The sequence below is a fragment of the Streptomyces spirodelae genome (assembly GCF_017676385.1).
Lineage (GTDB): Bacteria > Actinomycetota > Actinomycetes > Streptomycetales > Streptomycetaceae > Streptomyces > Streptomyces spirodelae.
On the sequence record NZ_JAFFZN010000043.1, the window covers coordinates 1 to 26,499 of the forward strand.

Consider the following 26,499-nt stretch of genomic DNA (forward strand, 5'->3'; position numbering starts at 1 on the left):
TTCCGGCCCCGCCCGATACGGTGGCGGGCATGAGCGGCCGCGCGCAGTTGATGTGGGATGAGGGCGTCACCGGCTACGACTTCGGCCGTGGCCATCCGATGGACCCGGTACGACTGGCGCTGACGAAGCGCCTGATCGAGGCGCTGGGGGTGGAGCGCAGCCCCGAGCTGAGCGTGGTCGCGGCCAAGCCCGTCGGGGACTCGACGTTGCGGCTGGTGCACCGTCCGGACTACATCGACGCTGTGCGCCGCGCTTCGCTCGATCCCGCTTCCGCCGAGCCGCGGTACGGCATCGGTACCCCGGACGACCCCGCGTTCGCGGGCATGCACGAGGTTTCCGCCCTGATCGCGGGGCAGTCGGTGGCCGGGGCCGAGGCGGTGTGGCAGGGGAAGACGCTGCATGCGGTCAACTTCGCCGGCGGGCTGCACCACGCGATGCCGCAGAGCGCCTCCGGATTCTGTGTGTACAACGATCCGGCGCTCGCCATCGCCCGGCTCCTGGAGCTAGGCGTCGAGCGGGTCGCGTATGTGGATCTGGATGTACATCACGGTGACGGCGTCGAGGCGGTGTTCTGGGACGACCCCCGGGTGCTGACCGTCTCGCTGCACGAGCATCCGGGCACGCTCTTCCCCGGCACCGGGTGGCCGGAGGAGCGCGGCGGTGAGAGCGCCGAGGGCAGCGCGGTGAATGTGGCGCTGCCGCCGGGAACGGGGGACGAGGGATGGCTGCGTGCGGTGCACGCGGTGGTGCCGGAGCTGCTGGACGCCTTCGGGCCGCAGGTGTTGGTTTCCCAGCACGGCGCCGACACCCATGTCGAGGATCCGCTGGCGCACTTGGCGGTCAGTGTGGATGCCCAGCGCCTGGCGGCCGAGGCCGCGCACGAGTGGGCGCACACCTATGCCGGAGGCCGGTGGCTGGCCACCGGAGGTGGCGGTTACGCGGTCGTGGACGTGGTGCCGCGCACCTGGACGCATCTGGTGGCGATCGCGGCGGGTGCGCCGGTGCCGCGGGAGACCGAAGTCCCCGCGGAGTGGCGGCAGGAGGTGTACGCGCGTACGGGCAGCGCCGGGGCTCCGCAGCGGATGACGGACGGTCTCGAACCGCGGTGGCGGGAGTGGGGAGAGGGCTACGACCCCGCTGACCGACTGGACCAGGCGGTGCTGGCGACCCGTCGGGCGGTGTTCCCGGCCCACGGCCTGCTGCCGTAGCCGCACAGCTGCCCGCCCGGTCCCCCTCCGGACCGTTGCGAGCCTGCTTCGGGCCGTCGGGCCGAAGCAGGCCGCCGTCCGGCCACCCTAGGGGGCGCCGCCCGCTCGACCGCAGCTTTCGGGCTCCGCCCGGCTGTCGTTCGCAGTCCTCGAACTCCTCCTGCTGCCAGTCCGGTCCTCACCGCCCCTCACCAATTGGCTGTGGCGCCACCCGCCGCGGTGGCTGACGACAGCAACGGAGCACATCGCTCCGTATGTGTTCGGTTGAGGGCGTGGCGGGGTGGGGTATCGGCAGTCCCGGGACTGTTTACCGCCGGTTCGGGGTCGGTTGTGTCGGCGCGGCTGTCGGCCGGCCGGACCCGGTGGTTCCGGTGTGGCGCTGTCTCCCGTCCGTCTCCCGGCCAACTACGTCACATTGGCCCCACCGCTGTCGGCGCCCGAGTGCCTCGTTCTAGCACCGTCGCAGGGGAAACCTGTCGACATAGCGATGCGATTCCGGGTACGTCAGTGCGGCTTCTCCTACGTAAGGGGGGGTCGCGCTGTTCTGCGAAACAGGTGCTCGCCCAAGAGGTCGTGCGCGGGGCGCGAAGACGTGCGCCCCGTCGGCCTCCGGGGTGGCGCCGCGCTGCGCGCCGCCGCGTGCAGTCCTCGCACAAGGTGCCGACGGTGGCCGAGGGGTGAGCTGTCAGTGCAGGTCAGCGCGGTAAAGGGGCGCGCGGGCCGCCGGGTGCGCAGGGGGCGGCGCTCGGCGCGGGAGAGTGGGAGTCAGGCAAGGGACGAGGGGGCGCGGGCGTGCCGTCGGATGACGCTGCGCAGTCCGATTACTACCGGGCGCTTACTCGCTATGTACTCAATCGAGCGTGTCTGTCACGGTAGGCGGGCGATCCCTACTCCTCTTCACCACTTGCATCACGCGCCCCTAATCTGGGGAGGAGCGCACATGCGAGCAGGAGACACCGGAGGGGAAGCCGGTGCCCGACATGTGCGGAAGGTTCAGGTGTGACATGGCTGCTGACGAACGGCCGTTGAACGAGGTCGTGTTCCTGACCGTGGCGGAGGTCGCCGCGGTGATGCGAGTCTCCAAGATGACCGTGTACCGCCTGGTGCACAGCGGTCATCTGCCGGCGATCCGGGTGGGCAGGTCCTTCCGGGTGCCGGAGAAGGCCGTCCACGAGTACCTCGAGGAGTCGTACGTGGGGGTGGAGAGCGCCTAGGCCGACATCGGGTGTGTTCGGTCACTGCTGCACCGGAGCCCCGGTGCCCCCTCGATTCACGCCCATTCCCGGGTGGCGGGTAGGGTGGCCCCATGTAGGTCGTGTGGGCTCGGACGCCCCGCACCGAGTATCGAAATGAGTTCGCCCCGCGTCATGCGGGGATGATCCGTGAGCGAGGGTAGTCGTGGGCTCTGTCATCAAGAAGCGGCGTAAGCGGATGGCGAAGAAGAAGCACCGCAAGCTGCTGAAGCGGACGCGGGTGCAGCGTCGCAACAAGAAGTGAGCGAGCGCACCGCACGCCACTGACCGCCGCCTTTCTCTCCGTGCGGAGAGAAAGGCGGCGGTTCTGCTATGCATGCGCGGTGCGGCTCTTGTAGGGCAGGCGCGGACCGTATCCGGGTGTCAGGGAGGGAACGTGGGCAAGGTCGTGCTCGTCACCGGGGTGGCCAGGCCGCTCGGCGGCCGTTTCGTGCGCCGTATCCAGCGTGAGCCCGGGGTGAGCCGGGTGATCGGGGTGGACGCGCAGGCCCCCGTGGAGGATCTCGGCGGCGCGGATTTCGTGCGGGCCGACCTCCGGCAGCCGGCCATCGGCAAGGTGCTGGCCGAGCACGCCGTCGACACGGTCGTCCACATGGATGTGCACGGCACTCCGCCGACGCTGGGGGGCGGCGGGCGGGGAGCGGTCAAGGAGACCAATGTCATCGGTGCCATGCAGCTGCTCGGCGCCTGTCAGAAGGCGCCCACCGTCAGTCGTCTGGTGATCAAATCGACGACAAGTGTGTACGGTTCCGCGCCCCGTGATCCCGCCGTCTTCGACGAGTCGACGCCCGTGCGGAATCTGCCCAGCGGCGGCTTCGCCAAGGACGCCGTCGAAGTCGAGGGATATGTACGTGGCTTCGCCCGGCGCCGGCCGGATGTGGCGGTGACCGTGCTGCGGTTCGCGCACATTCTCGGCCCCGCCGCCGAGTCGCCGCTGGCCGCGTACTTTTCGCTGCCCGTCCTGCCCACCGTGCTGGGCTACGACCCCAGGCTGCACTTCGTGCACGACGACGATGTGATCGAGGTGCTGCGGCTGGCGGCCGGCGAGCCGCGCCGGGGCACGCTCACCGCCGGTACGTTCAACATCGCCGGGGACGGCGTGCTGCTGCTGTCGCAGTGCGCCAGGCGTCTGGGGCGGCCGACGGTGCCGATGCTGCTGCCCGCGATCCGGTGGAGCCGCAGCGTGCTGCGCTCGGTGGGCGCGACGGACTTCTCGCCCGAACAGATACGGCTGCTCACCCATGGGCGGGTGGTGCGGACCGCCCACGCGCGTGACGTGCTGGGCTTCACACCGCGTCGGACGACCGCCCAGACGCTCGACGCCTTCGCGTCAGAGCACGGCCCGGGGCTGCTGCCGCCGCGCAGCATCGCCGGGACAGTCGACCGGTTGGCGGCACTGCTGCCAGGGAAACCGGTCCCGCAGACGTCGACCGCCGGCGCGGCGAGGCCCGAGGAGGTGCGCCAGGATGGCTGACGCGAAGGTCATACCCTTCGACGACGACAGGGACCGCTCGCGCGGTGCGGGGGCCTCGGCGGCCTCTTCCAAGCGGAGTCCGGGGGACGGCGGCCGTACGGGCCGTACGGGGCGGCGGCCGGGTCTGACGTCCGTGCCGGGCCGGCAGCCGGAGGGCGCGGAGAGTGGAGAGGGGGAGGGGGCAGATGCCTCCGCCGGACCGCGGGGCCGGGACGAGCCCGCGGAGTCCGGGTCCGGGTCCGGGTCCGGGCCCGGGTCAGGTTCCGGTTCCGCTGCGGGTGAGGGAGGCGCGGCCCGGGCCGGTGGGCTGCTGGAGCGCGTGCTCGGCACCGACTGGGAGACGCGTGCCGCACGTGGGCTGGACTTCCTGCGGCGCAGGGTCACCGGGGAGTACGAGGTCGACGACTTCGGCTACGACCAGGAGCTGACCGACCAGGTGCTGATGACGCTGCTGCGCCCGGTCTTCGAGAAGTACTTCCGCGTCGAGGTGCGCGGCGTGGAGAACATACCCGCCGACGGTGCCGCGCTGGTGGTCGCCAACCACTCGGGGACGCTTCCGCTGGACGGGCTGATGCTGCAGGTCGCCGTGCACGACCAACATCCCGCCGACCGCCATCTGCGGCTGCTCGGCGCCGATCTGGTGTTCGTGCTGCCGCTCGTCAACGAGCTGGCGCGGAAGGCGGGCCACACGCTGGCCTGCGCGGAGGACGCCCAGACGCTGTTGGAGCGGGGCGAGGTCGTCGGGGTGATGCCGGAGGGCTTCAAGGGGCTGGGCAAGCCGTTCGCCGACCGCTACAAGCTCCAGCGGTTCGGGAGGGGCGGCTTCGTCTCGACGGCGCTGCGTGCGGGGGCGCCGATCGTGCCGTGCTCGATCGTGGGCGCCGAGGAGATCTACCCGATGGTGGGCAACTCCCGTACGCTCGCCCGGTTGTTCGGCTTCCCCTACTTCCCGCTCACGCCCACTTTTCCCTGGCTCGGGCCGCTGGGTGCGGTGCCGCTGCCGACGAAGTGGACGATCCAGTTCGGCGAGCCGGTGCCCACGGACGGCTATCCCCCGGAGGCGGCGGAGGACCCGATGCTGATGTTCAACCTGACCGACCAGGTCCGGGAGACGATTCAGCACACCCTCTACAAGCTGCTGGTGCGGCGGCGTTCGGTTTTCTTCTGAGCGCCGCCGCACCAGCCGGCGCGGTTATGTGCCGTCGCCGTTCAGGTCGAGGCGGGGCAGGACGTCGGGGACGAGCGGCGGCAGGGTGACCCGCGGCTCGCCGTCGGGTGCGGAGGGGCTGCCGGAGTCGGTCCCGGACTGGGACGGGCTGCCCTTCCTGGCCGGGTTCTCGGGTGGTTCGAGCAGGCCGCCGCCGAGTAGTCCGTCGCCCTCGCGCTGGGAGTCGGACGGTGACGGCTGTTCGCTGTCGCCGCCCTGCCGTCCGGCGCTGTCCTCGGCCGAGGGGGAGTCCGGCTGCGCGGAGGGCTGCTCCTCGCCCGTACGGTCGCCGGTGCCCGGTTCCCGTTCGCGCGGGGTCTCCGTCCGCTCGCGGGGCAGGAGTGAGCGCAGCGGGCTCACATCCTTGTCTATGGCGTCGAAGACGGAGCTGACCTCGGAGCTGACGTCGTGCAGCTGCACCGGCAGCCGGTCGCGCAGCTTCGTCCAGCCGGCGCGGTGGTTGCTGGAGAAGGTCGAGAGGGAGCGGATCGGGGCCAGGTCGCCGTTGCGCTGGTAGGCGGCGCTCAGCAGCCGGTGGCCCTCGGAGGCGTCGTGCCGCATCCCGGAGAGGGTCTTGCGGACCTCGGCGAGTGCCTCGTGGTCCAGCTCGCCGGAGCGGTCGCGCTCCATCAGGCGGCGGGCCTCGTTCATCCTGGTGGAGGCGTGGTCCAGGAGCAGGCTGCCGCGGTCGGCGTCGCTGCCCGCCAGGTCGAGCTGGAGGTCCTCCATGCCGCGCTTGAGGCCGTAGAGCGAGTCGCCGGGCAGCGCGTCGGTGCTGGCCGCGGTGGCGCCGCCGAAGGCGCTTGCCGCGACGCCGACGCTCAGTCCGCCGGCTGCGAGGCCCTTGCCCAGCCGGGTCTTGGGCCGCAGCTTGCCGAGGGGGCCGAGGCCGGGTGCGCGGTGTGCGCCGCCCCGGCCGCGGGAGCCGGTGCGGGCGTCGCGCTGCTCGGGGAAGTGCGCGCCGTGTGCCGCCGTCTCGCCCTCGCCGAAGGCCGCTTCCATGGCGGCGATCAGCTGGGCGCGCTGGACGGACTTGACCTGGGGGTCCAGCCCGGGCCGTGGCAGTACGCGCAGTGAGTCCGCCAGGGAGAGCAGCGACCGGTCCATGCCGTCGGCCCGGTGACTGTGCGGGGTGTCCGTCGGTGGTGCCCCTTCGCCCGTCCTCTCCTCAGCAGTCGGCCGGGAGGCATCCCTGACCGGGGGCCCCTCCGGCCCTCCATCGGCCGCCGCGCCCGTGTCGCGCTCCTGCTCGTCCAGGGCTTGGGCGAAGGCGATGGCCCGTCGGCTCGTCGGCACGGATCCGATCACCGGCGGCACCTCCTCTCGTCAGCACGGTCGGCTCCCCGCCACACAGGCATGAGCGTGGCCGACCGCGATCACTCAGGAGGGAGTGAGCCCCGGGCAGTCACGGCTACGGGGAGTCTGCAACCCCGACAACGAGCGCAAGCCACTCGGGTTACGGAGTCGGATGTCACGATGATGTGACCGGGTTTCCGTCCCGGCCGGCGGGCGCCGCGGCATACGGACGCCCGGCCGACGACGCCCGGCCGACGACGCCTGGCCGACGAACGCCCGGCCGGCGGGTGCTCAGCGCGCGTCGTCGGGGAGGAGCCTGGCGAGGGTGCGGACGGCGCGGTACTGGAGCGTCTTGATCGCACCCTCGTTCTTGCCCATCACCCGGGCGGTTTCGGCCACCGAGAGCCCCTGCAGAAATCGGAGCGTTACGCACTCCTGCTGTTGGGGGTTGAGCTTACGTACGGCCTCCAGCAGGGCGGCGTTGGAGAGGGACTCCAGGACCGATTCCTCAGGGGAGCGCTCCACCTCGTTGGCGTCGAGCATCTCGCCGGTGGTCACTTCGAGGCGGAAGCGGCTCGACTTGAAGTGGTCGGCGACGAGGTTCCGGGCGATGGTCACCAGCCAGGCTCCGAAGTCGCGGCCCTGCCAGGTGAAGGTGCCGATGCGGCGGAGGGCGCGCAGAAAGGTCTCACTGGTCAGGTCCTCGGCGGTAGCCCGGCCGCCGACCCGGTAGTAGATGTAGCGGTAGACGGTGTCGCTGTACTGGTCGTACAACCTGCCGAACGCCTCGGCCTCTCCGTCCTGGGCGCGTTCGACCAGGTCCATCATGCGGCGGCTGTCGGTGTCCGAGGCCGCGGGGCGCCGTGCGGTCGTGCCGGTGCCGCGGGCGCGCCTGCCGCTCGCGGTGGAGGTGCGGGACGCGACCGCGGCGTTCGTGCGTGCTGCCGCCGGGCTCGACGAGGAGGCGGGGGACGCGGCAGACGCAGCGGACGCAGTGGACAGGGCCGTGGTCGAGGCGGCGGAGGCGGCCGTCGAGGCCGTGGTGCGGGATGTGACCGCCGGGGACGCGGCGGGCGCGGCCGGATCGGCCGCGGGGGTCAGGGCGCGGGCGGCGCGGCGGGCGAGGGCGTGGCAGGGACCTGTGGGGACAGTTGAGGTTCCTGCGGGGACAGTTGCGGTTGTTGCGGCGAGGGCAGGGACGGCGTACGCGGTGGGGACGAACGCACGCAGTTGGTCGATGACTGTCGTGCGCAGCGTAGCCAGGCCCGAGGCGTCAACCCCGACGTGTGGGTACACGGGACTCCCAGAGGCAGAGCTTCCATCACGTGCAGTGCGGGACCAGTCACCCGGCGTAGGGACGGATGGGTACCGAATTGCGTCTGAGGAGAATAACGCTTCGTACAGGCTGCACTACACCTAGTTGCCAAAAACGTCGGTTCGGTTCGCTCTGTTACGGATTGGAGCCGCATTCAGGTGCGATTCGGGGACTGTTTTTGATCGTTTTCGTGGCTCAATCTGATGCCCCGGTGATGTGTTCCGCCCGACCCGGCGAACGGCGACTGTCGGCCCCGAGCACCGGGTAGCACTGCTGGATTACCCGTCGGCGGCGACACGCGGCGGACGCACGGCGGGCGTTGCGCGTGCCGCGTGTGCGGACGCCTGCCCTAATGAGGGGGCTAGCGGCGGCGGCGCTGGACAGCGGCCGCGGCGACCGCGCCGCCCGCCAGCGCGCCGACCCCGGCCGCCGCCGGGATGCCCACCTTGGCCGCCTTGCGGCCCCTGCGGTAGTCCCGCAGCCGCCAGCCCATTTCACGAGCGTGCGTCCGAAGGCGGCTGTCAGGATTGATCGCATACGGATAACCGACAAGCGACAGCATCGGGATATCGTTCGCCGAATCGCTGTACGCCGCGCACCTGTCCAGGTCGAGCCCCTCGGCGGCGGCCAGCGCCCGAACCGCCTCCGCCTTCGCCGGCCCGTGCAGCGGCTCGCCCACCAGCCGCCCGGTGTAGACACCGCCGACCGACTCGGCGACCGTGCCCAGCGCGCCGGTCAGCCCGAGCCGCCGCGCGATGATCGTCGCCGTCTCCACCGGTGCCGCCGTCACCAGCCACACCTTCTGTCCCGCGTCCAGGTGCGCCTGCGCCAGCGCGCGGGTGCCCGGCCAGATGCGGCCCGCCATGTACTCGTCGTAGATCTCCTCGCCGATGGCCATCAGCTCGGAGACCCGGTGTCCCTTGACGATGGACAGCGCGCTCTCCCTGGCGTCCTGCATATGGTCGGCGTTCTCGGAGCCGGCCAGCCGGAAGTACGCCTGCTGCCAGGCGAAGCGGGTCAACTCGCGCTTCCGGAAGAACTTGCGCTTGTAGAGGCCGCGGCCGAAGTGGAAGAGGGCGGCCCCCTGCATCACCGTGTTGTCCAGGTCGAAGAACGCGGCAGCGTGCACGTCTCCCGCGACGGGGAACTCCGCTTCCTCGGCACCTGCCGCCTCCGCGGTCCCGGCGCCTTCGCGCTCGGCCGCCGCCATCTCCTGCTCCTGCTTGCGCGCGGCCTCGGCGGCCGCCTCGCCTGCGAGCACGCTGCGCGCGGTCGCCGAGCGCTTGCGAGAGGTGAGCCATGCGGGAAGGGCCATGCCGCGAGCATAGCCAGTCTGTTCGGTCAGGCGGTTGCGTGTGGATGGCCGGGGGTGTGTGAGGGGTGAACGGCCGGGGGGCCGGGGGTTGTCCCCCGGGGGGTTGCAGCGTGAGGTCAGGCGGTTGCGTGTGGATGGCCGGGGGTGTGTGAGGGGTGAACGGCCGGGTGTTGCAGCGCGGGGGCCGGGGGTGCGGATTTGGGGGTGCGTGGCGGGTGGGCGGGAGAATGGGGGGATGAAGACTGTGACCCTCATCGGAAAGCCCGGGTGCCATCTGTGTGACGTGGCGCGGGACGTGGTGGTCCGGGTGTGCGACGAAGTGGGCGCCACCTGGGAGGAGAAGGACATCAACCAGGACCGGGAGCTCTACCGGCTGTACTGGGAGCAGATCCCGGTCGTGCTCGTCGACGGGCAGCAGCACGACTTCTGGCGCGTCGACCCGGAACGTCTGCGCACCGCGCTCACCGCGTGACGCGGCGTCGCTCGAACCCTGCTCAAGGACCGCCCAGGGCGTGCTTGTCCAGCGGGAATGTGGTCAGGGTTCGAGTTCGTTTCGATTAGTATCGAGGGCGTTTTGCCGTCCGGGGGCGTATACGTGAGGAGTGTGGCCGGGTGTCCCCGTTGGCGGCTGTGGCGCCGGTCACGTTGGCCGGACAAACCGGACACAATCTTTGTGCACGCGTTCACAAAGGCATAGCCTGGGCGCGACGGAGCGGTCCGGGAGAGTGCCTCACAAACGACCGCTCACCGCTTCGCGCAACCGGCAGGAGCACCGTGGCAACTGGCCGAAATCACCGTCCGGCGACGAGTCGGAGCCGAGGAATCCCCGAGGCGACCGTCGCCCGCCTTCCGCTGTACCTGCGGGCGCTCACCGCGCTGTCCGAGCGTTCGGTGCCCACGGTCTCCTCGGAGGAGCTGGCCTCCGCGGCGGGTGTGAATTCGGCCAAGCTCCGCAAGGACTTCTCCTACCTCGGTTCCTACGGCACCCGCGGGGTCGGCTACGACGTGGAATACCTCGTCTACCAGATCTCCCGCGAGCTGGGCCTCACCCAGGACTGGCCGGTTGTGATCGTCGGTATCGGTAACCTCGGTGCGGCGCTCGCCAACTACGGTGGTTTCGCCTCGCGCGGTTTCCGGGTCGCGGCGCTGATCGACGCCGACCCGAGCCTGGCCGGAAAGCCCGTGGCGGGCATCCCCGTGCAGCACACCGACGAGCTGGAAAAGATCATCTCGGACAACGGGGTGTCCATCGGCGTGATCGCCACCCCGGCGGGCGCCGCGCAGCAGGTGTGCGACCGGCTGGTGGCCGCCGGGATCACCTCCATCCTCAACTTCGCGCCCACCGTGCTGTCCGTCCCCGAAGGGGTCGACGTGCGCAAGGTGGACCTGTCGATAGAGCTGCAGATCCTCGCCTTCCACGAGCAGCGCAAGGCCGGCGAGGACCTGGGCGGGCCTCCGGGCCGCCGCCCCGGCGAAGGCGTGCACCCCGAGACGGACACGGCGCCGCCCGCCGCACCGCCCGCAGCTGCCGTCACCAAGCGGCCGCCCGAGCCCGGGAACGACGGGGACCTGCCCGCCGTGATGCCGGCATGAGCCTGCTGGTCGTCGGTCTGAGTCACCGCAGCGCGCCGGTCAGCGTGCTGGAGAGGGCCGCGCTGGCCCCGCAGGCGCGGGGGAAGTTGCTTCAGGACGCTGTGGGCGCCGAGCCGGCGGCCGAGGCTGCCGTGCTCTCGACCTGCAACCGGATCGAACTGTACGCGGACGTCGACAAGTTCCACGCGGGGGTCGCCGAACTCTCGACGCTGCTGGCCCAGCACAGCGGGGTGGAGCTGGACGAGCTCACTCCGTATCTGTACGTGCACTACGAGGATCGGGCCGTGCACCACCTGTTCTCGGTGGCGTGCGGGCTCGACTCGATGGTCGTGGGCGAGGGGCAGATCCTCGGCCAGATCAAGGACGCGCTGGCCGTCGCGCAGGAGCAGCACACCGCGGGACGGCTGCTGAACGATCTTTTCCAGCAGGCGCTGCGGGTGGGCAAGCGCGCGCACTCGGAGACCGGCATCGACAAGGCCGGGCAGTCGCTGGTGACCTTCGGCCTGGAACAGCTGGCCGACGGGGCGCCGGTGGACGAGTGGGTACGCGGCCGCCGGGCGCTGGTGATCGGCGCCGGGTCGATGTCCTCGCTCGCCGCGGTGACGCTGGCGCGTGCCGGTGCGGGCGAACTGGTGATCGTCAACCGGACTCTGGCCAGGGCCCAGCGGCTGGCGGACAGCCTGCAGGCCCGGGCCCTGCCGATGGCCTCGGTCGCCAAGGAGCTGGCCGCCGCCGATGTGGTGGTGTCCTGCACCGGGGCCGCTGGGCTGGTGCTGAGCGCTGCCGACATCGAGGGCGCCGTCGCCGGACGCGGCTCAGCGCTGGCCGTCCTCGACCTCGCCATGCCCCGGGACGTCGAGGCAGCCGTGCACCGGATCGACGGGGTGCGGCTTGTGGATATCGAGTCGCTGGCCGATGCTGAGGCGAACGCTCCGATGGCGGGCGACGTGGAGGCCGTCAGGGGCATCGTCACCGAGGAGGTCGCCGCGTTCGGGGCCGCGCAGCGGGCGGCGACGATCACGCCGACCGTCGTGGCGCTGCGCACCATGGCCGCCGATGTCGTCGCCGGCGAGATGGCGCGTCTTGAGGGGCGGCTGCACGGGATGGACGACAAGCAGCGCGCGGAGATCACGCAGACCGTGCGCCGTGTCGTGGACAAGCTGCTGCACGCGCCGACCGTGCGCGTCAAACAGCTCGCGGGCGAGCCCGGCGGTGCCGGGTACGCCGACGCGCTGCGTGAACTCTTCGACCTCGACCCGCAGGCGGTCGCCGCTGTCAGCAACCCGGAACAGGAGCGGCAATGAACACCGACGCCACAGCCAACCCCCCACTGAGGCTGGGCACCCGCCGCAGCAAGCTCGCCATGGCGCAGTCCGGGCTGGTCGCCGAGGAAGTGCGCAGGCGTACCGGGCGGCCCGTCGAGCTGGTGGAGATCACCACGTACGGGGACATCAGCAAGGAGCAGCTCGCGCAGATCGGCGGCACCGGGGTGTTCGTCAACGCGCTGCGGGACGCGCTCGCGCGCGGTGAGGTCGACTTCGCCGTGCACTCGCTCAAGGATCTGCCGACCACCCAGCCTGCCGAGTTCGCGGTGGCCGCCGTGCCGGCCCGTGCCGACGCGCGGGATGTGCTGGTGGGCCGGGACGGGCTCGGGTTCGAGGCGCTGGCCAGGGCGGCGGCGCCCGGCACGGCGCGGATCGGCACCGGCTCTCCTCGCCGGATGGCGCAATTGCACGCCTGGGCGCGTACGCTCGGGGTCGAGATCGAGACCGTCCCGATCCGGGGGAATATCGATACGCGGATCGGGTACGTGCGCTCCGGTGAGCTCGACGGCGTCGTTCTTGCCGCCGCCGGTCTCGAGCGCATCGGCCGCCTCGAGGAGGAGGCTGCCGAGTTGATCGAGCCCGACCAGGTTCTTCCCGCCCCCGGACAGGGGGCACTGGCCGTCGAGTGCGTGGCGTCCGACACGCATCTGGCCGCACAGCTCGCGGAGCTGGACGACCCGTTCACACGGGCGGCCGTCACCGCTGAGCGAACCCTGCTCGCCGCCTTGGAGGCCGGCTGTAGTGCTCCTGTGGGGGCGCTGGCCGACCTGCTTGTCGAGGGGCAGGTTGTCACCGAAATGCGCCTGCGTGGCGTCGTCGGCACCACCGACGGCCGCACGCTGGTGCAGTTGTCCACCACCGGTCCCGTACCGGCGTCCGACGGCGGTTCCACCGACCTTGCGCCCTTCGCGCGCATGGGCCGTGAGCTCGCCGACGAGATGCTCGCCAAGGGTGCGGCCGGTCTGATGGGGGAGCGAGCACTTTGAGCCCCACCGCCGCCGACAGGTCGCGCGCCGACAAGCCGAGCACAGCGCGCGCCGACAAGTCGAGCACCGCACAGAAGACGGCAGTCGTGAACAGACAGCACCTGCACGGTGCACACGGACACGTCACCTTCCTGGGTGCCGGGCCCGGAGACCCGGGACTGCTGACCTTGCGCGCCGTCGAGGCGCTGGGGCAGGCCGACGTACTGGTCGCCGACCCGCGCGTGTACGACGTCGTACGTGCCCACGCCAGGGCAGGTGTGGACACACCGCTGCAAGCCGTGGCTGATGAGGCGTCAACTGCCTCCGCAGCGGCCGACGATGCAGCCCTCGACCCGGGCGAGTCTGCCATAGCCGCCGCGCGCTCCGGCAAGCGGGTCGTGCGTGCGGTCGCGGGCGACCCCGGGCTGGACTCGGACGCGGCCCGCGAGATGCTGGCCCTGGCCGACCAGGGCATTCCGTTCGAGGTCGTACCGGGTGTCGCCGCTGCCGTGGGCGTGCCCGCCTACGCCGGGGTTCCGCTGCGCGACGCGCAGGGCACCGATGTGCGGTTCGTGGACGCGCGGACGGCGGACAGCCGGTGCTGGACGGAGCTGGGTGTCAGCGACGCGACCGTCGTCGTCTCCACCACCCTGGACCAGGTCACCGCGTCAGCGGGCGAGCTGGTGGCCGCCGGTCGCAAGCCGGACACACCGCTGACCGTCACGCTGGCCGGTACGACCACCCGGCAGCGCACCTTCACCTCGACGCTTGGCCAGATCACCCAGACCCTCAAGCAGGCCAAGGTGCTGCCGTCCCCGGACGGCGGGCAGCCCGTCATAGCCGTGGTCGGCGAGCGCAGTGCCGCGGCCCAGCGCGAGCAGCTGGCCTGGTTCGAGTCCAAGCCGCTGTTCGGCTGGCAGGTCCTGGTGCCCCGCACCAAGGAGCAGGCGGCCTCCCTCTCCGACCAGCTCCGCTCCTACGGCGCCGTGCCGGCCGAGGTGCCGACCATCGCCGTGGAGCCGCCGCGCACCCCGCAGCAGATGGAGCGCGCGGTCAAGGGCCTGGTGACGGGCCGCTACGAGTGGATCGCGTTCACCTCCGTCAACGCGGTCAAGGCGGTTCGCGAGAAGTTCGAGGAGTACGGTCTCGACGCCCGCGCCTTCGCTGGGATCAAGGTCGCCGCAGTGGGCGAGCAGACCGCCAAGGCGCTGATCGAGTTCGGCGTCAAGCCCGACCTGGTGCCCAGCGGTGAGCAGTCAGCGGCCGGTCTGCTGGAGGACTGGCCGCCCTACGACCCGGTGTTCGACCCGATCGACCGGGTGTTCCTGCCCCGCGCCGACATCGCCACCGAGACGCTGGTGGCCGGCCTGATCGAGCTGGGCTGGGAGGTGGACGACGTGACCGCCTACCGGACGGTGCGCGCCTCCCCGCCGCCGGCCGAGACCCGGGAGGCCATCAAGGGCGGCGGGTTCGACGCGGTGCTGTTCACCTCCTCGTCCACGGTGCGGAATCTGGTGGGCATCGCCGGCAAGCCGCACAACGTCACGGTCATCGCCTGTATCGGCCCGGCCACGGCGAAGACCGCGGAGGAGCACGGGCTGCGGGTGGATGTCATGTCGCCCGAACCGTCGGTGCACAAGCTGGCCGAGGCGCTCGCCGACTTCGGTGCCCAGCGCCGTGCCGCGGCCGTCGAGGCGGGTGAACAGGTGAAGCGGCCGAGCGAGAAGCGCCCGGCCAGGAGGAGGGCACGCACATCATGAGCACGTACGGCAGCTTCCCGGCGGCCCGGCCGAGGCGGCTGCGCACCACGGCGGCCATGCGCCGCCTGGTCGCCGAGCACCGCACGCAGCCCGCGGACCTGATCCTGCCCGCCTTCGTGCGGGAGGGCATCAGCGAGCCCGTACCGGTGGGCACGATGCCGGGGGTGGTGCAGCACACCCGCGACACCCTGCGCAAGGCCGCCGTGGAAGCGGTCGAGGCGGGCGTCGGCGGGCTGATGCTCTTCGGCGTGCCCGACGAGGCGAAGAAGGACGCGAGGGGCAGCGCGGGCACCGACCCGGACGGCATCCTCCAGGTGGCACTGCGGGACGTGCGGGCCGAGGTCGGCGACGAACTGGTGCTGATGTCGGACCTGTGCCTGGACGAGTACACCGACCACGGCCACTGCGGGGTGCTGACCGGCGACGGCCGCGTGGACAACGACGCGACGCTGGAGCGGTACGCCGAGATGGCCCGCGTCCAGGCCGACGCCGGCGCCCATGTGCTGGGCCCCAGCGGCATGATGGACGGCCAGATCGCGTACGTCCGCGCGGCGCTGGAGGAGGCCGGGCACACGGACGTCGCGATGTTCGCGTACACCGCCAAGTACTCCTCCGCCTTCTACGGGCCGTTCCGGGAGGCCGTCGGCTCCTCGCTCCAGGGGGACCGCAAGACCTACCAGCAGGACCCGGCCAACGCGCGCGAGGCGCTGCGCGAGCTGTCGCTGGACCTGGCCGAGGGTGCGGACATGGTGATGGTCAAGCCCGGGCTGCCGTATCTGGACATCCTTCGGGACTTCGCCGAGCGCGCCGAGGTCCCCGTCGGCGTCTACCAGATCTCCGGCGAGTACGCGATGGTCGAGGCCGCCGCCGAGAAGGGGTGGGTCGACCGCGAGGCGGCCATCCTGGAGACGCTGACGAGCTTCACCCGCGCCGGCGCGAACATGATCCTCACCTATTGGGCGACGGAGGCCGCGGGGTTGCTGCGCGCGCGGCGCTGAACCGGCGGTGCGCGGCGCCGAGCCGGCGAGGAATTTCCGAAACAGGGCGTCATCCGCGGGGCGGGTGGCGCCCTTCCGCGTTCTCCGCGTTCTCCGTGCTCTCCGTGACTGCCGTGAACGGGCGTTTCCGTTGTGGACAAGTGGAGGGATCACTTACGATCTCCCCGCTTCGACCGAACTGGTGCCGGACGTCCATGAGTTCATCCGGACAGTGCGGTCGACGACACGTCATTGCGCTGTGCTGGGCGGCTTACCCCGCGCGAACCTCGACGGTGCACCTCTTCCGTCTCGCGAGTCCCCTTTGTCGCAGAGCCTTCGCAGAACGAGGAGCACTCCATGACGACTCTCGCCCGACCCGGCTTCCAGGTGGTCGAATCCGAGACGCGGGGACGGATCGAACCGATCGAGCTGTACCCGGGTGTGACGGCCCAGGTGGTCGACTGGACCGACCCGGCCGACGGCTCGGACCCGCTGCCGCGTGAGGCGTACGTACGGTTCGCGCCCGGTTCCGGCTACACCGAGCCCGACCACCACGGTGACAGCAGCGAGATCGTGGTCGTCCTGGAGGGAGAACTCCAGGACGAGGGCGGCAGCTATCCCGTCGGCACCCGCATCCGGGGTGCGAAGGGCTCCACCCACACGCCGCGCAGCGAACAGGGCTGTCTGCTGTACGTGTTCTTCCCGCAGCGCTGAGGCTGCCGCGTCCGGCGTCCGGCGCCCCGTGTGCTGATGCGCGGGACTCGGCTGTTTCAGCGGAAAGGGGCCGGAGCGGCGCAACGCACGTGAAATGTGTGGCAGTTGTGACGAATCCGGTTCCGGCCCCCGCCGTCACGCCGTACTGACTAGACTCGCCTCACTCTCTGGAGAACGATCGTTCTCCAGAGAGTGCAGGAGATGAGTGCAAGACCGCCTTCCGCCCCATCGGAACTGCTTGAGGGGACCGATGCCCGAACCTCCGAGCTCCCCGACGTACGCGCTGCGGGATGCGCGCGCAGCCGTCGGCGTCACAGGGGATGCGGTGCTGCGCCGCCGCATGGTGCGGCTGGTGTGCACCCCCGCACTGGTCGTGGCGCTCGCCGCCGCCGTGCCGGTGGCGTATCTGTGGTCCACCCGGCAGCCGGACGCCGCCGCTGTGGACACCGGCTTCGGCGACGCCGGGTCCCTCGCCGTGGCGCTGCTGGCCGTCGCCGGAGCGCTCGCCTTCGGCGTTCGGGGTGCGTCCGCGCAGGCCCGTACGACGCTCGCACAGTACGCGGCGCTGCGGCGCGCCGCCGAACGCAGCCAGTACGCGATCCGGACGCAGCTGCGTCGGCTGGAGGCGGGCGAGCAGCCGGCCCCGCCGGCCGCGTTCCGGGAGGCCGATCTCGTGCCGCAGGGCGCCGACGCCGCCCTGCGGTCCCTCGCCCGTGAACTCGCCGTGACCCAGCACGCGGCGCAGGAGGCGGTCGTCCAGGCGGCTGCCCTCAACCGCAGCGGCCGAGCCGAAGCCGGCGGCGCGAGTGCGGGGGAGGGCATCGGTGCTCAGGGGCTCGAGGCCGCGGACCGGGTCGCCGTCTTCGTCAACCTCGCCCGCCGTCTCCAGTCGCTGCTCCACCGCGAGATCCGGGTGCTGGACGAACTGGAGAACCAGGTCGAGGACCCGGAGATCCTCAAAAGCGTCTTCCAGGTCGACCATCTGGCCACCCGCATCCGCCGCTACGCCGAGAACCTGGCGGTGCTCGGCGGCGCCGTCTCCCGCCGTCAGTGGACCCGGCCGGTGCCGCTGACCGAGATCCTGCGCTCCTCGGCGGCCGAGGTGGAGCACTACCTGCGGGTCAAGCTGGTACCGCCGGTCGAGGGCGCCGTGGGCGGCCACGCCGTCGCCGACGTCATCCACCTGCTGTCCGAACTGGTGGAGAACGCCACCGTGTTCTCCGCGCCCCGGACCCAGGTGCTGGTGCGGGTCAGCCAGGTCACCGCCGGGCTCGCCATCGAGGTCGAGGACCGCGGGCTCGGGATGACCGAAGCCGAGCAGCAGCGCATGAACGCTCTGCTGGCCGACCCCGACGGCGTCGACGTCGCCTCGCTGCTCTCGGACGGCCGCATCGGCCTCTACGTCGTCGGCACGCTGGCCCGCCGCCACGGCATCGCCGTCCAACTGCGCACCAACATCTACGGCGGCACCCAGGCCGTCCTCGTCCTCCCCCACTCCATGCTGGGCGGCCACCCCGAGGCCGACCCCGAACGGACCGCGCCCGCGCCCGGCGCCCCGCAGCCATCCCCTCCCACCGCCGGCCACGAACCCACCTTGCGCCTCACCCGCTCCTCCGGCCGCCATGCGGCACCACCGACGGCGCCCGCGTCCGCGCCGCCGGGCGCGGGGGCCGGGTCTGCGCCGTGGCCCCGTGGGGAGGGCCGGTCCGCGGCCGGGGTGGCGGACCGTGGAGGTCCGGCGGTGGCGGTCGACGGGGGCGGAGGCGAGCAGCGGCCGCCGCTGCCGCAGCGGCGACGGCAGCAGCACATCGTTCCGGAGTTGCGGGAGGCGCCGGTGGCCGAAGCGGGCGGCGAGGAGCGTGGACACGACCCCGGGCTGATGGCCGCTTTCCGGCGCGGGGTCGGCCGTGCGGAGAGCGCCGCTCCCGAAGCAGGCAGCCACCGACCGTCACTCCCCGACGACGGGACCGGCTCCCCCACCAGGAGGAAACACGATCACCATGAATGACGCCCCCGCACACCAGTCCCCGGCGGACCTGTCCTGGCTGCTGACCGGACTGGTCGAGCGCGTACCGCACACCCGCAGCGCCCTGCTGCTGTCGTCGGACGGTCTGGTCAAGGCCGCGCACGGACTGGAGCCCGACACCGCGGACCATATGGCCGCGCTCGCCTCGGGGCTGTATTCACTGGCCCGCAGTGCGGGAGTGCGCTTCGCCGACGGTGACGGGGTGCGCCAGGTCGTGGTCGAGCTGGACACCTCGCTGCTGTTCGTCACCACCGCGGGCCAGGGCGCCGCTCTGGCCGTCTTCGCCGGGAGCGAGGCCGACGCGGGGGTGCTGGGATACGAGATGGCGATGCTGGTCAAGAGTGTCCGCCCGTATCTGGCCACCCCCGTGAGACTGCACAGCGGTGACAGTGGCGCATGACGGCTACTCCGCTCCCCGGTGCCGCCGGTTCCGACGACGAACCGTGGCTCGACGACGACGCGGGGCGGCTGGTGCGGCCCTACACCGTCAGCGAGGGCCGCACCAGGCCGTCGGCCCAACTGGACCTGCTGACCATGGTGCTGGCGACGGGGGAGCGGCCGGACGGCTACCTGGGCCCGGAGCACACCCAGGTGCTGCGGCTGTGCGAACGCCCCGTGTCCGTCGCCGAGATCGCCGCTGTCATCCGGCAGCCGGCCGCCGTGACCAAGGTGGTGCTGTCCGACCTGCTGGACTGCGGCGCCGTCACCACCCGGGGGCCCATCCATCTCCAGGAGGGCCCCGACCCGACCGACCGAGAAGTGCTGGAGGCGGTGCTGGATGGGCTCCGTAGCAGACTCTGATCCCTTCCCGACCGCCGTGAAGATCCTCGTGGCCGGGGGCTTCGGGGTCGGCAAGACGACGTTCGTGGGGGCCGTCAGCGAGATCGAGCCGCTGAGCACCGAGGAGTTGCTGACCCAGGTGAGCGCGGCGACGGACAGTCTGGAGGGCGTGGAGCAGAAGGCCACCACCACGGTGGCCATGGACTTCGGGCGCATCACCTTCGACAGCGGCCATGTGCTGTACCTGTTCGGCACCCCGGGCCAGGACCGCTTCTGGTTCATGTGGGACGAGCTGTCGGCCGGTGCGCTGGGCGCCGTGGTGCTCGCCGACACCCGGCGGCTGGAGCACTGCTTCCCTGCCGTCGACTACTTCGAGCGGCGGGGCGTCGACTTCGTACTGGCCGTCAACGAGTTCGACGGCTCCCACCGCTACACCCCGGACGAGGTGCGGGCAGCGCTCGACCTCGACGCGGGTGTGCCCGTGATGCTGTGCGACGCGCGCCAGGCCCACTCGGCGACCGGGGTCCTGATCTCTCTCGTCCAGCACCTGATCGACCCGAGGAGTACCCATGTCATCCGCACCGCTTGATCCCACGGCCCGGCTGCTGCTGACCCCGCAGGACACGGAGGCTCCGCAGCGGGTGGCGCGGCTGCGGGAGCTGGGGATCGGGGAGCGCCCGGCGCCGGAGTTCGACGCCTTCGCCCGTGAGCTGGCCCGGGCCACCGACGCGCCGTTCGCGATGGTCAACTTCATCGGCGAGGAGCAGCAGTTCTTCTCCGGGCTGTACGACTCGACCGTCGACCCGGAGAAGGGCCAGGTCGACCCGGGCGGCGGGGTGGGCCGGGTGATGGCCCGGGACCACGGCTTCTGTGTGCACGTGGTGGCCCGGCGCAGCGCGCTGGTGCTGGAGGACGTCCGCGACTTCGCCCGCTTCGCGGTCAACCCCGTGGTGGACGAGGTGGGCATCACCTCCTACCTGGGCGCGCCGCTGCTGGACCACTCGGGCATGCCGCTGGGCACGATCTGCGCCATCGACCAGCGGCCGCGCCCCTGGGGGCAGCAGGGGCTGCGGCTGATCAAGACGATGGCGGCGCAGCTGCAGGAGGAGATCCTGAGGACCGACGGCCCTCGGCGCTGAGGGAGTCCTCCGGGCGTCAGAGCCGCTCGGGCGTGCGGATGCCCAGCAGCGCCAGGCCCTGGTGGAGGACCTCGGCCGTCAGGTCGCACAGGAACAGCCGGTTCTCGGACTGCTCCTTGGTGTCCGCCTTGAGCACCGGGCAGTTCTCGAAGAACCGGCTGTAGAGCGTGGCCAGCTCGTAGAGATACGCCGTCACCTTGTGCGGCTCGTACTCGTCCGCCGCCGTCACCAGCGTGTCGGCGAACGCGTCCAGGTGCAGGGCCAGCGCCCGCTCGGCAGGGGCCAGTTCCAGCTCCGGGTGCGCCACCGGCCGCAGCTCGCCCGCCTTGCGGAAGATCGAGCGGACCCGCGCGTAGGCGTACTGGAGGTAGACGCTGGTGTCGCCCTGGAGGGAGACCATCCGGTCCAGGTCGAAGACGTAGTCCCGGGTCATCGAGTTGGACAGGTCGGCGTACTTGACCGCGCCGATGCCCACCTGCTGCGCCCGCCGCTGGACCTCCTCCTCGGTCAGCTCGCCCTCGCCCCCGGAGGCGGCCTTCTCGCGGACGACGGAGGCCGCGCGCTCGACCGCCTCGTCCAGCAGGTCGACCAGCCGCACCGTCTCGCCCTCCCGGGTCTTGAACGGCTTGCCGTCCTTGCCCAGCACGGTGCCGAACGGCAGCTGCCGGGCAGCGCCCTCGGGCAGCCAGCCCGCGCGCCGTGCCGTCTCGAAGACCATCCGGAAGTGCAGCGACTGCCGGGCGTCCACCACATACAGCAGGGTGTCGGCCTTCAACTCGCCGATCCGGTTGCGGATGGCGGCCAGGTCGGTGGCGGCGTAGCCGAAGCCGCCGTTGGACTTCTGGACGATGAGCGGCGTCGGGGTGCCGTCGGGGCCCTTGACGTCCTCGAAGAAGACGCACAGCGCGCCCTCGGAGCGGACGGCGACGCCGGACTCCTCCAAGTCCTTGACGACCTGCTGGAGGTCGTCGTTGTAGGCGCTCTCGCCGACGATGTCCGGGTCCCTGATCTCCACGTCCAGCTCGTCGTAGACGCCCTGGAAGTACGTCTTCGACTCGTCGACGATCTTGTGCCAGAGCGCCAGCGTCTCCGGGTCGCCGCTCTGCAGCGCCGGCACCCGGTCCCGGGCCCGGGACTTGAAGTCCTCGTCGGAGTCGAAGAGCGCGCGCGAGGACTTGTAGAGCCGGTTGAGCCGGGCCATCGCGGCCTCGCCCGCGTCCTTGGCGCCCGCCGTGTCCGACTCGTGGTCCAGCTCGTGCGGATGCTCGATCAGATACTGGATGAGCATGCCGAAGTTGGTGCCCCAGTCGCCGATGTGGTGGCGCCGGATGACCTTCTCGCCCCGGTGCTCCAGCAGATGCACGACGGCGTCGCCGATCACCGTGGAGCGCAGGTGCCCGACGTGCATCTCCTTGGCGACGTTCGGCTGCGAGTAGTCGATCACCGTCGTACCGGGGTTGTCCTTGTAGGGCACGCCCAGCCGCTCGTCCTGCCGCCGTGCCCGGAGGTTCGCCATGATCGCCGCGTCGGCGACGGTGATGTTGAGGAAGCCGGGGCCGGAGACCTCGATGTGCGCGATCACGGCGTTCTCTTCGTCCACCGGCAGCGCCTCGGTGACCTTGGCGGCCAGCTCCCGCGGGTTGCCCTTGAGCTTCTTGGCCAGCGCCAGCATGCCGTTGGCCTGGAAGTCCGCCCGGTCGCTGCGTCGCAGCAGCGGGTCGGCGGAGGCGGCCTCCGGCAGCGCAGCCGAGAGGGCGTCCGAGACGCGCTGGTGGACCGTAGCGGCAAGGGAGGGGACCGTAGCCATGGAGTGCTGACCGTTCCGTCGGGGTGGCTGGATGCGGTGCCCAGTATCCCACGTACGACAGCGCCGCCGCCTCGCGTATACGGGTGGGGCAGTCGCCGAGGCACGGGTGGGACAATGGGGCCGCAGGCTTGCAAGCACGCGACGAGAAGGAAGTGCCGGACCGTGGCTCAGACCACTCATGAGGCCGACTGGGTCTCCCGTATCGCCGATGAGGTCATCGCCGAAGCGGAGCGCCGCGCGCCCGGTAAAGCAGTCGTCTGCGCGTCCGGCCTCAGCCCATCCGGCCCGATCCACCTGGGCAACCTGCGCGAGGTGATGGTGCCGCACCTGGTCGCCGACGAGATCAAGCGCCGGGGCGTCGCGTGCGAGCACATCCTGTCCTGGGACGACTACGACAGGTTCCGCAAGGTCCCGGCCGGTGTCGAGGGCGTGGACGAGACCTGGAACGAGCACATCGGCCGCCCGCTGACCTCCGTGCCCGCGCCCCCCGGCAGCCCGTACGCCAGCTGGGCCGAGCACTTCAGGGCCGCCATGGAGGCGTCCCTGCTGGAACTGGGCGTGCAGTACCGGGGCATCAGCCAGACCGAGCAGTACACCTCGGGCGCCTACCGGGAGCAGATCCTCTTCGCGATGCGCGAGCGGGCCCGGATCGACGCCGTGCTCGACCGCTACCGGACGCTGGAGAAGGGCACGAAGGGCGGCAAGAAGCAGCAGCAGAAGCCGGCCGATGAGGCGGAGGTGCAGGCCGCCGAGGGTTCGGGCGCCGCCGCCGAGGACGACGGCTCCGGCACGGGCGCCGGCTCGGCCTACTACCCGTACAAGCCCTACTGCACGGTCTGTGGACGCGATCTGACCACCGTCACCGCGTACGACGACGAGACCACCGAGCTGTCCTACACCTGCCGGTGCGGGCACAGCGAGACGGTTCAGCTGCGCACCTTCGACCACGGCAAGCTGGTGTGGAAGGTCGACTGGCCGATGCGCTGGGCCTACGAGGGCGTGGTCTTCGAGCCGTCCGGCGTCGACCACCAGTCGCCGGGCTCTTCGTTCGTGGTCGGCGGGCAGCTGGTCAAGGAGATCTTCGGCGCCGAGCAGCCCATCGGCCCGATGTACGCCTTCGTGGGCATCAGCGGTATGGCCAAGATGTCCTCCTCCAAGGGCGGCGTGCCCACCCCGGCCGACGCGCTGCAGATCATGGAGGCGCCGCTGCTGCGCTGGATGTACGCCCGCCGCAAGCCGAACCAGTCCTTCAAGGTCGCCTTCGACCAGGAGATCCAGCGCACCTACGACGAGTGGGACGCGCTCGGCCGCAAGATCGCCGACGGCTCCGCGCAGCCCGCCGACATCGCCGCGCACACCCGCGCCTCGTCCACCGCGCTGGGCCCGCTGACGATCACGCCGCGCCCGCTGCCGTACCGCACGCTGGCCTCGGTCACCGACATCACCGGCGGCCACGAGGAGCAGACCCTGCGCATCCTCAGCGAGCTGGACCCCGAGCACCCGGTGCACTCGCTGGACGAGGTGCGCCCCCGGCTGGACCGCGCCCATCGCTGGATCAACACCCAGGTCCCGGCCGACCAGCGCACCCGCGTCCGCGAGGAGCCCGACGACGAGTTGCTGGCCTCGCTCGACGAGGAGCAGCGCGAGTCGCTGCGGCTCCTGCTGGACGGGCTGGACGAGCACTGGTCGCTGGAGGGGCTGACCTCGCTGGTGTACGGCGTGCCGAAGGTGCGGGCCGGCTTCGCGCCGGATGCGAAGCCGACGGCGGAGATGAAGGCCGCGCAGCGGAGCTTCTTCGCGCTGGTCTACCGGCTGCTGGTCGGCCGCGAGACCGGGCCCCGGCTGCCCACCCTGCTGTTGGCTGTCGGCGCGGACCGGGTGCGGAAGCTGCTGGGCGGCTGACGCCGCGTCGGGCCGCCGGGCTGGGGCGGTGCCCCTTGCCGGGTGCCCTGGTCAGCCCGCGAGGCCCATCTCCGTGTTGTAGCGGTCCCGGAACTCGCGCATGTAGCCGCCGAGATAGGTCTCGCTCAGCAGACTGCCGTCCGCCGTGGTGATCCCGTGGCCCTCGTAGAGGTCGCGGGAGAGCTGGCGTGCCGTGGGGAACTGGCCGTGTGCGGCGACGTACTGGCGGTACGCCGAGAAGTAGAACTCCTCCCGCGGGACCCCGTCGGGGATACCGACGGGCTCGTCACCGAGGTCCGGTGCCTGGGTGTGGCCGGGTTCCGGTTCCTGGTCGGGCTCAGGCTCGGGCTCCGGCTCCTGCTGGAGCGGGGCGGGCTCGACGAAGAGCTCCTGCTCGCGGGGCGGGGCGGGGACGGTGAGAGTGCGGTAGCGGCCGGGGGCCACGGGGACGGGGAACTCTGTCGCGGCCGGCTCCGGTTCCGGTTCCGCTGTCGGCTCAGGAGGGGGCTCCGGGCTCGGTACGGTTTCCGCTTCCGGGGCCGCTTCCGGGGCCGCTTCTGGTTCCGCCTCCGTTGCCGGTCCGGGTGCCGGCAGGTGCTGGTGGGCCGGCTCCTCGCCCGTCCCGGGGCCGGTGTCCCGCCGGGCCAGTTCGTGGCTGGAGGCGTCGTCCAAGGAGGGGGCGGGGACGGGCGCCCGGTCGGGTAGGGCGTCCGGCTCCGTCAAGGGCACCGGTTCCGGCTCCGGCAGCGTTGTTGCCCGAGGTGCTGTCTGGCGCAGGGGTATGCCGTAGCGGGTGAGTTTGAGGGGCATGAGGGCTTCGACGGGGGCTTTGCGTCGCCAGGAGCGGCCGTAGCGGGCGCGCAGTCGGGTCTCGTAGACGAGGCGGTCCTGTTCCATGCGGATGACCTCGTCGTAGTTGCGCAGCTCCCACAGTTTCATCCGCCGCCACAGGCGGAAGGTGGAGGGGAAGGCCAGCAGCCAGCGGGAGAGGCGTACGCCCTCCATGTGCTTGTCGGCGGTGATGGCGGCCACGCGTCCGGTCGCGTGCCGGGCGGCCTCCACGGTGACCACGAACAGCACCGGGATCACCGCGTGCATCCCCACCCCCAGCGGGTCGGGCCAGGCGGCGGCGCCGTTGAAGGCGATCGTGGCGGCCGTCAGCAGCCAGGCGGTCTGCCGCAGCAGCGGAAACGGAATCCGGATCCACGTCAGCAGCAGATCCAGCGCCAGCAGCACGACGATGCCCGCGTCCACCCCGATCGGAAAGAACGGAGCGAAAGCGCCGAAACCTTTCCGCTCGGCCAGCTCACGGACCGCCGCATACGAGCCGGCGAAACCGATCGCCGCGATCACCATGGCACCGGCCACCACCACGGCGATGAGTATGCGGTGTATTCGGGTCAGTTGTACGCCCTGCACAGGAGTTGTCCCCCACCCTCGGAAACTGGCGGGCCCAGCCTGGCACATGTTGCGGGCGCTGACGCGCACGGAGCCCGGTCCCGGGCGGGAGGGCCGGGCTCCGTGCGGTGCCGGGTGCGGCTGCGGTACCGGTGCCGCGGGGGAGGGGTGGCGGCTACTTGAGGTGCTTGGCCGCTTCCTCGGCCGCCTTCTCCGCCTGCTTCTCCACATCCTTGGCGCTGGGCTTCTCGGCGTCCTCGAAGCCGGCGCCCTCGTAGTCGACGGTGATCACCACGTTCGCGGTGCGGGCGATCAGGCGCTCGGCGCGGTACTCCTCGGACTTGCCCTTGGCGTCCTTCTTCTTGGTCTCGTACCCGACGGAGACCGCCTCTTCGCCGATGCCGGAGACCGGGGACTGCTTGATGCCCTTGTTGTCCTTGTTGCCGGTCTTCTCCTCGACCTGCTGCTTGACGTAGTCGGCGGCGCGCTTGTCGCCGGAGCCGATCGCCGGGTCCGAGTCGAAGCGCTTGAGGGAGAGCGTGAGCTGCCGGTAGTCGTACTTGTCCAGGCCGCTCCACAGGCAGCTGTTGGAGTCGTTGGTGTCGCCCGAGCCGACGCGCTTGCCGGAGGCGTTGTCCGTCCCCGGCACCAGGTCCTTCACGACCTTCTTCGTGAGGGTCTTGCAGGAGTCGGGGAGCTCCTTGTATTTCGCGGGCGCCACGGTGGGGGACTTGCTCGCGGAGGCCGAGGGGGTGTCGGACCCCTTGTCCTTGTCCGAGTCGGAGGAGCAGCCGGCGACCAGCAGGACGGGGAGCGCCACTGCCGCACAGGCGAGCGAGTTCCTGACGGTCTTGCTCCGTCGAGGGGCGTTGCGCGGGGCGTTACGGTGCATGGTTCCTTCGCTTCCGGGATCTTCACCAGTTCTGCCGAGCCGAAGTGGCCGCGGTGCTGACGGAACGGTACGCGGCGCCTGGGGCGGTGTGGGCGATTCGTGGCACCTTCCACAGCGTGGGACTGCCCACAGGTGGGACTGGCCACAGGTGGG

Annotated in this window: 24 protein-coding genes and 1 pseudogene; 19 read left to right on the plus strand and 6 right to left on the minus strand. The window is 71.4% G+C overall.

Features of this window, described 5'->3' with window-relative positions; all coding sequences use genetic code 11:
- Window positions 1-29: 29 nt before the first annotated feature.
- The 6 genes and pseudogenes from JW592_RS30830 (at window position 30) to JW592_RS30850 (ending at window position 5,103) form a co-directional block, all read left to right on the plus strand.
- Window positions 30-1,208: an acetoin utilization protein AcuC gene (locus tag JW592_RS30830; RefSeq protein WP_209268603.1), complete on the plus strand. Its 1,179-nt coding sequence runs from the start codon at window positions 30-32 to the stop codon at window positions 1,206-1,208.
- A gap of 699 nt (window positions 1,209-1,907) precedes the next feature.
- A pseudogene (locus JW592_RS33070) lies at window positions 1,908-2,084 on the plus strand (phosphatase); the annotation flags it as partial.
- 128 nt (window positions 2,085-2,212) lie between these two features.
- Window positions 2,213-2,422, plus strand: a complete 210-nt coding sequence (locus JW592_RS30835) for a helix-turn-helix domain-containing protein (protein WP_157846443.1) — start codon at window positions 2,213-2,215, stop codon at window positions 2,420-2,422.
- A gap of 184 nt (window positions 2,423-2,606) precedes the next feature.
- Window positions 2,607-2,705, plus strand: coding sequence for a 30S ribosomal protein bS22 (locus JW592_RS30840; RefSeq protein WP_003948845.1), 99 nt, complete (start codon window positions 2,607-2,609; stop codon window positions 2,703-2,705).
- Window positions 2,706-2,837: 132 nt separating this feature from the next.
- Window positions 2,838-3,935: an NAD-dependent epimerase/dehydratase family protein gene (locus tag JW592_RS30845; protein WP_209268571.1), complete on the plus strand. Its 1,098-nt coding sequence runs from the start codon at window positions 2,838-2,840 to the stop codon at window positions 3,933-3,935.
- The gene (locus tag JW592_RS30850; RefSeq protein ID WP_209268572.1) at window positions 3,928-5,103 is read left to right on the plus strand and encodes a lysophospholipid acyltransferase family protein; all 1,176 of its coding nucleotides are present in this window, start codon (window positions 3,928-3,930) and stop codon (window positions 5,101-5,103) included. Before JW592_RS30845 ends, JW592_RS30850 begins: the two co-directional genes overlap by 8 nt.
- A gap of 24 nt (window positions 5,104-5,127) precedes the next feature.
- On the opposite strand, the gene JW592_RS30855 is transcribed toward JW592_RS30850, so the two are convergent.
- The 3 genes from JW592_RS30855 to JW592_RS30865 form a co-directional block, all read right to left on the minus strand.
- Complete coding sequence (locus JW592_RS30855) at window positions 5,128-6,450, minus strand: DUF5667 domain-containing protein (protein WP_209268573.1); 1,323 nt, start codon at window positions 6,448-6,450, stop codon at window positions 5,128-5,130.
- 279 nt (window positions 6,451-6,729) lie between these two features.
- Entirely contained in the window at window positions 6,730-7,734 is a 1,005-nt protein-coding gene (locus tag JW592_RS30860; RefSeq protein ID WP_209268574.1) for an ECF subfamily RNA polymerase sigma factor, BldN family, read from the minus strand.
- A gap of 380 nt (window positions 7,735-8,114) precedes the next feature.
- Window positions 8,115-9,068 (minus strand): HAD family hydrolase, encoded by a 954-nt coding sequence (locus JW592_RS30865; protein WP_209268575.1) that lies wholly within the window; start codon window positions 9,066-9,068, stop codon window positions 8,115-8,117.
- A gap of 235 nt (window positions 9,069-9,303) precedes the next feature.
- On the opposite strand from JW592_RS30865, the gene JW592_RS30870 reads away from it, so the two are divergent.
- The 12 genes from JW592_RS30870 to JW592_RS30925 all read left to right on the plus strand — a co-directional run bounded on the left by JW592_RS30870 (window position 9,304) and on the right by JW592_RS30925 (window position 20,347).
- Window positions 9,304-9,540 carry a glutaredoxin family protein gene (locus tag JW592_RS30870; RefSeq protein ID WP_209268576.1) on the plus strand — a complete coding sequence of 79 codons (237 nt, stop codon included), beginning with the start codon at window positions 9,304-9,306 and terminating at the stop codon, window positions 9,538-9,540.
- Between the two features lie 302 nt (window positions 9,541-9,842).
- Window positions 9,843-10,661, plus strand: coding sequence for a redox-sensing transcriptional repressor Rex (locus JW592_RS30875; RefSeq protein WP_209268577.1), 819 nt, complete (start codon window positions 9,843-9,845; stop codon window positions 10,659-10,661).
- A complete protein-coding gene (locus JW592_RS30880; RefSeq protein ID WP_209268578.1) occupies window positions 10,658-11,965 on the plus strand; it encodes a glutamyl-tRNA reductase in 1,308 nt (435 codons plus the stop codon). The genes JW592_RS30875 and JW592_RS30880 overlap by 4 nt, the downstream gene beginning before the upstream one ends.
- Complete coding sequence (hemC, locus tag JW592_RS30885) at window positions 11,962-12,972, plus strand: hydroxymethylbilane synthase (RefSeq protein ID WP_209268579.1); 1,011 nt, start codon at window positions 11,962-11,964, stop codon at window positions 12,970-12,972. Before JW592_RS30880 ends, hemC begins: the two co-directional genes overlap by 4 nt.
- An 86-nt stretch (window positions 12,973-13,058) precedes the next feature.
- Window positions 13,059-14,711, plus strand: coding sequence for a bifunctional uroporphyrinogen-III C-methyltransferase/uroporphyrinogen-III synthase (locus tag JW592_RS30890; RefSeq protein ID WP_209268604.1), 1,653 nt, complete (start codon window positions 13,059-13,061; stop codon window positions 14,709-14,711).
- Window positions 14,708-15,709 (plus strand): porphobilinogen synthase, encoded by a 1,002-nt coding sequence (gene hemB, locus JW592_RS30895; RefSeq protein WP_209268580.1) that lies wholly within the window; start codon window positions 14,708-14,710, stop codon window positions 15,707-15,709. Before JW592_RS30890 ends, hemB begins: the two co-directional genes overlap by 4 nt.
- 336 nt (window positions 15,710-16,045) lie before the next feature.
- Complete coding sequence (locus JW592_RS30900) at window positions 16,046-16,402, plus strand: cupin domain-containing protein (RefSeq protein WP_209268581.1); 357 nt, start codon at window positions 16,046-16,048, stop codon at window positions 16,400-16,402.
- 250 nt (window positions 16,403-16,652) lie between these two features.
- Window positions 16,653-18,410: a sensor histidine kinase gene (locus JW592_RS30905; RefSeq protein ID WP_209268582.1), complete on the plus strand. Its 1,758-nt coding sequence runs from the start codon at window positions 16,653-16,655 to the stop codon at window positions 18,408-18,410.
- A complete protein-coding gene (locus tag JW592_RS30910) occupies window positions 18,403-18,828 on the plus strand; it encodes a roadblock/LC7 domain-containing protein (RefSeq protein ID WP_209268583.1) in 426 nt (141 codons plus the stop codon). The genes JW592_RS30905 and JW592_RS30910 overlap by 8 nt, the downstream gene beginning before the upstream one ends.
- Complete coding sequence (locus JW592_RS30915) at window positions 18,825-19,229, plus strand: DUF742 domain-containing protein (RefSeq protein WP_209268584.1); 405 nt, start codon at window positions 18,825-18,827, stop codon at window positions 19,227-19,229. Before JW592_RS30910 ends, JW592_RS30915 begins: the two co-directional genes overlap by 4 nt.
- Window positions 19,207-19,797 (plus strand): GTP-binding protein, encoded by a 591-nt coding sequence (locus JW592_RS30920; protein ID WP_209268585.1) that lies wholly within the window; start codon window positions 19,207-19,209, stop codon window positions 19,795-19,797. Before JW592_RS30915 ends, JW592_RS30920 begins: the two co-directional genes overlap by 23 nt.
- Entirely contained in the window at window positions 19,778-20,347 is a 570-nt protein-coding gene (locus JW592_RS30925; protein WP_209268586.1) for a GAF domain-containing protein, read from the plus strand. The genes JW592_RS30920 and JW592_RS30925 overlap by 20 nt, the downstream gene beginning before the upstream one ends.
- Window positions 20,348-20,363: 16 nt before the next feature.
- Here the strand turns inward: JW592_RS30925 and argS are convergent, their stop codons facing one another.
- Window positions 20,364-22,154 (minus strand): arginine--tRNA ligase, encoded by a 1,791-nt coding sequence (gene argS / locus JW592_RS30930; protein ID WP_209268587.1) that lies wholly within the window; start codon window positions 22,152-22,154, stop codon window positions 20,364-20,366.
- 162 nt (window positions 22,155-22,316) lie between these two features.
- Here argS and lysS point away from each other — a divergent pair, with 162 nt between their 5' ends.
- Window positions 22,317-24,056 carry a lysine--tRNA ligase gene (gene lysS / locus JW592_RS30935; RefSeq protein ID WP_209268588.1) on the plus strand — a complete coding sequence of 580 codons (1,740 nt, stop codon included), beginning with the start codon at window positions 22,317-22,319 and terminating at the stop codon, window positions 24,054-24,056.
- Window positions 24,057-24,107: 51 nt separating this feature from the next.
- Here the strand turns inward: lysS and JW592_RS30940 are convergent, their stop codons facing one another.
- Both JW592_RS30940 and JW592_RS30945 read right to left on the minus strand, forming a co-directional pair.
- Window positions 24,108-25,475, minus strand: a complete 1,368-nt coding sequence (locus JW592_RS30940) for a DUF2637 domain-containing protein (RefSeq protein ID WP_307805608.1) — start codon at window positions 25,473-25,475, stop codon at window positions 24,108-24,110.
- 154 nt (window positions 25,476-25,629) lie between these two features.
- Window positions 25,630-26,346: a DUF3558 family protein gene (locus JW592_RS30945; RefSeq protein WP_209268589.1), complete on the minus strand. Its 717-nt coding sequence runs from the start codon at window positions 26,344-26,346 to the stop codon at window positions 25,630-25,632.
- Between the last annotated feature and the right edge of the window lie 153 nt (window positions 26,347-26,499).

Bases quoted from the DNA above. Each gene is read 5' to 3' on its own strand.
- JW592_RS30830 (WP_209268603.1), top strand. From the start codon at position 30: ATGAGCGGCCGCGCGCAGTTGATGTGGGATGAGGGCGTCACCGGCTAC.
- JW592_RS30835 (WP_157846443.1), top strand. From the start codon at position 2,213: ATGGCTGCTGACGAACGGCCGTTGAACGAGGTCGTGTTCCTGACCGTG.
- JW592_RS30850 (WP_209268572.1), top strand. From the start codon at position 3,928: ATGGCTGACGCGAAGGTCATACCCTTCGACGACGACAGGGACCGCTCG.
- JW592_RS30865 (WP_209268575.1), bottom strand. From the start codon at position 9,068: ATGGCCCTTCCCGCATGGCTCACCTCTCGCAAGCGCTCGGCGACCGCG.
- JW592_RS30870 (WP_209268576.1), top strand. From the start codon at position 9,304: ATGAAGACTGTGACCCTCATCGGAAAGCCCGGGTGCCATCTGTGTGAC.
- JW592_RS30880 (WP_209268578.1), top strand. From the start codon at position 10,658: ATGAGCCTGCTGGTCGTCGGTCTGAGTCACCGCAGCGCGCCGGTCAGC.
- hemC (WP_209268579.1), top strand. From the start codon at position 11,962: ATGAACACCGACGCCACAGCCAACCCCCCACTGAGGCTGGGCACCCGC.
- hemB (WP_209268580.1), top strand. From the start codon at position 14,708: ATGAGCACGTACGGCAGCTTCCCGGCGGCCCGGCCGAGGCGGCTGCGC.
- JW592_RS30900 (WP_209268581.1), top strand. From the start codon at position 16,046: ATGACGACTCTCGCCCGACCCGGCTTCCAGGTGGTCGAATCCGAGACG.
- JW592_RS30905 (WP_209268582.1), top strand. From the start codon at position 16,653: ATGCCCGAACCTCCGAGCTCCCCGACGTACGCGCTGCGGGATGCGCGC.
- JW592_RS30910 (WP_209268583.1), top strand. From the start codon at position 18,403: ATGAATGACGCCCCCGCACACCAGTCCCCGGCGGACCTGTCCTGGCTG.
- JW592_RS30915 (WP_209268584.1), top strand. From the start codon at position 18,825: ATGACGGCTACTCCGCTCCCCGGTGCCGCCGGTTCCGACGACGAACCG.
- JW592_RS30920 (WP_209268585.1), top strand. From the start codon at position 19,207: ATGGGCTCCGTAGCAGACTCTGATCCCTTCCCGACCGCCGTGAAGATC.
- JW592_RS30925 (WP_209268586.1), top strand. From the start codon at position 19,778: ATGTCATCCGCACCGCTTGATCCCACGGCCCGGCTGCTGCTGACCCCG.
- argS (WP_209268587.1), bottom strand. From the start codon at position 22,154: ATGGCTACGGTCCCCTCCCTTGCCGCTACGGTCCACCAGCGCGTCTCG.
- JW592_RS30945 (WP_209268589.1), bottom strand. From the start codon at position 26,346: ATGCACCGTAACGCCCCGCGCAACGCCCCTCGACGGAGCAAGACCGTC.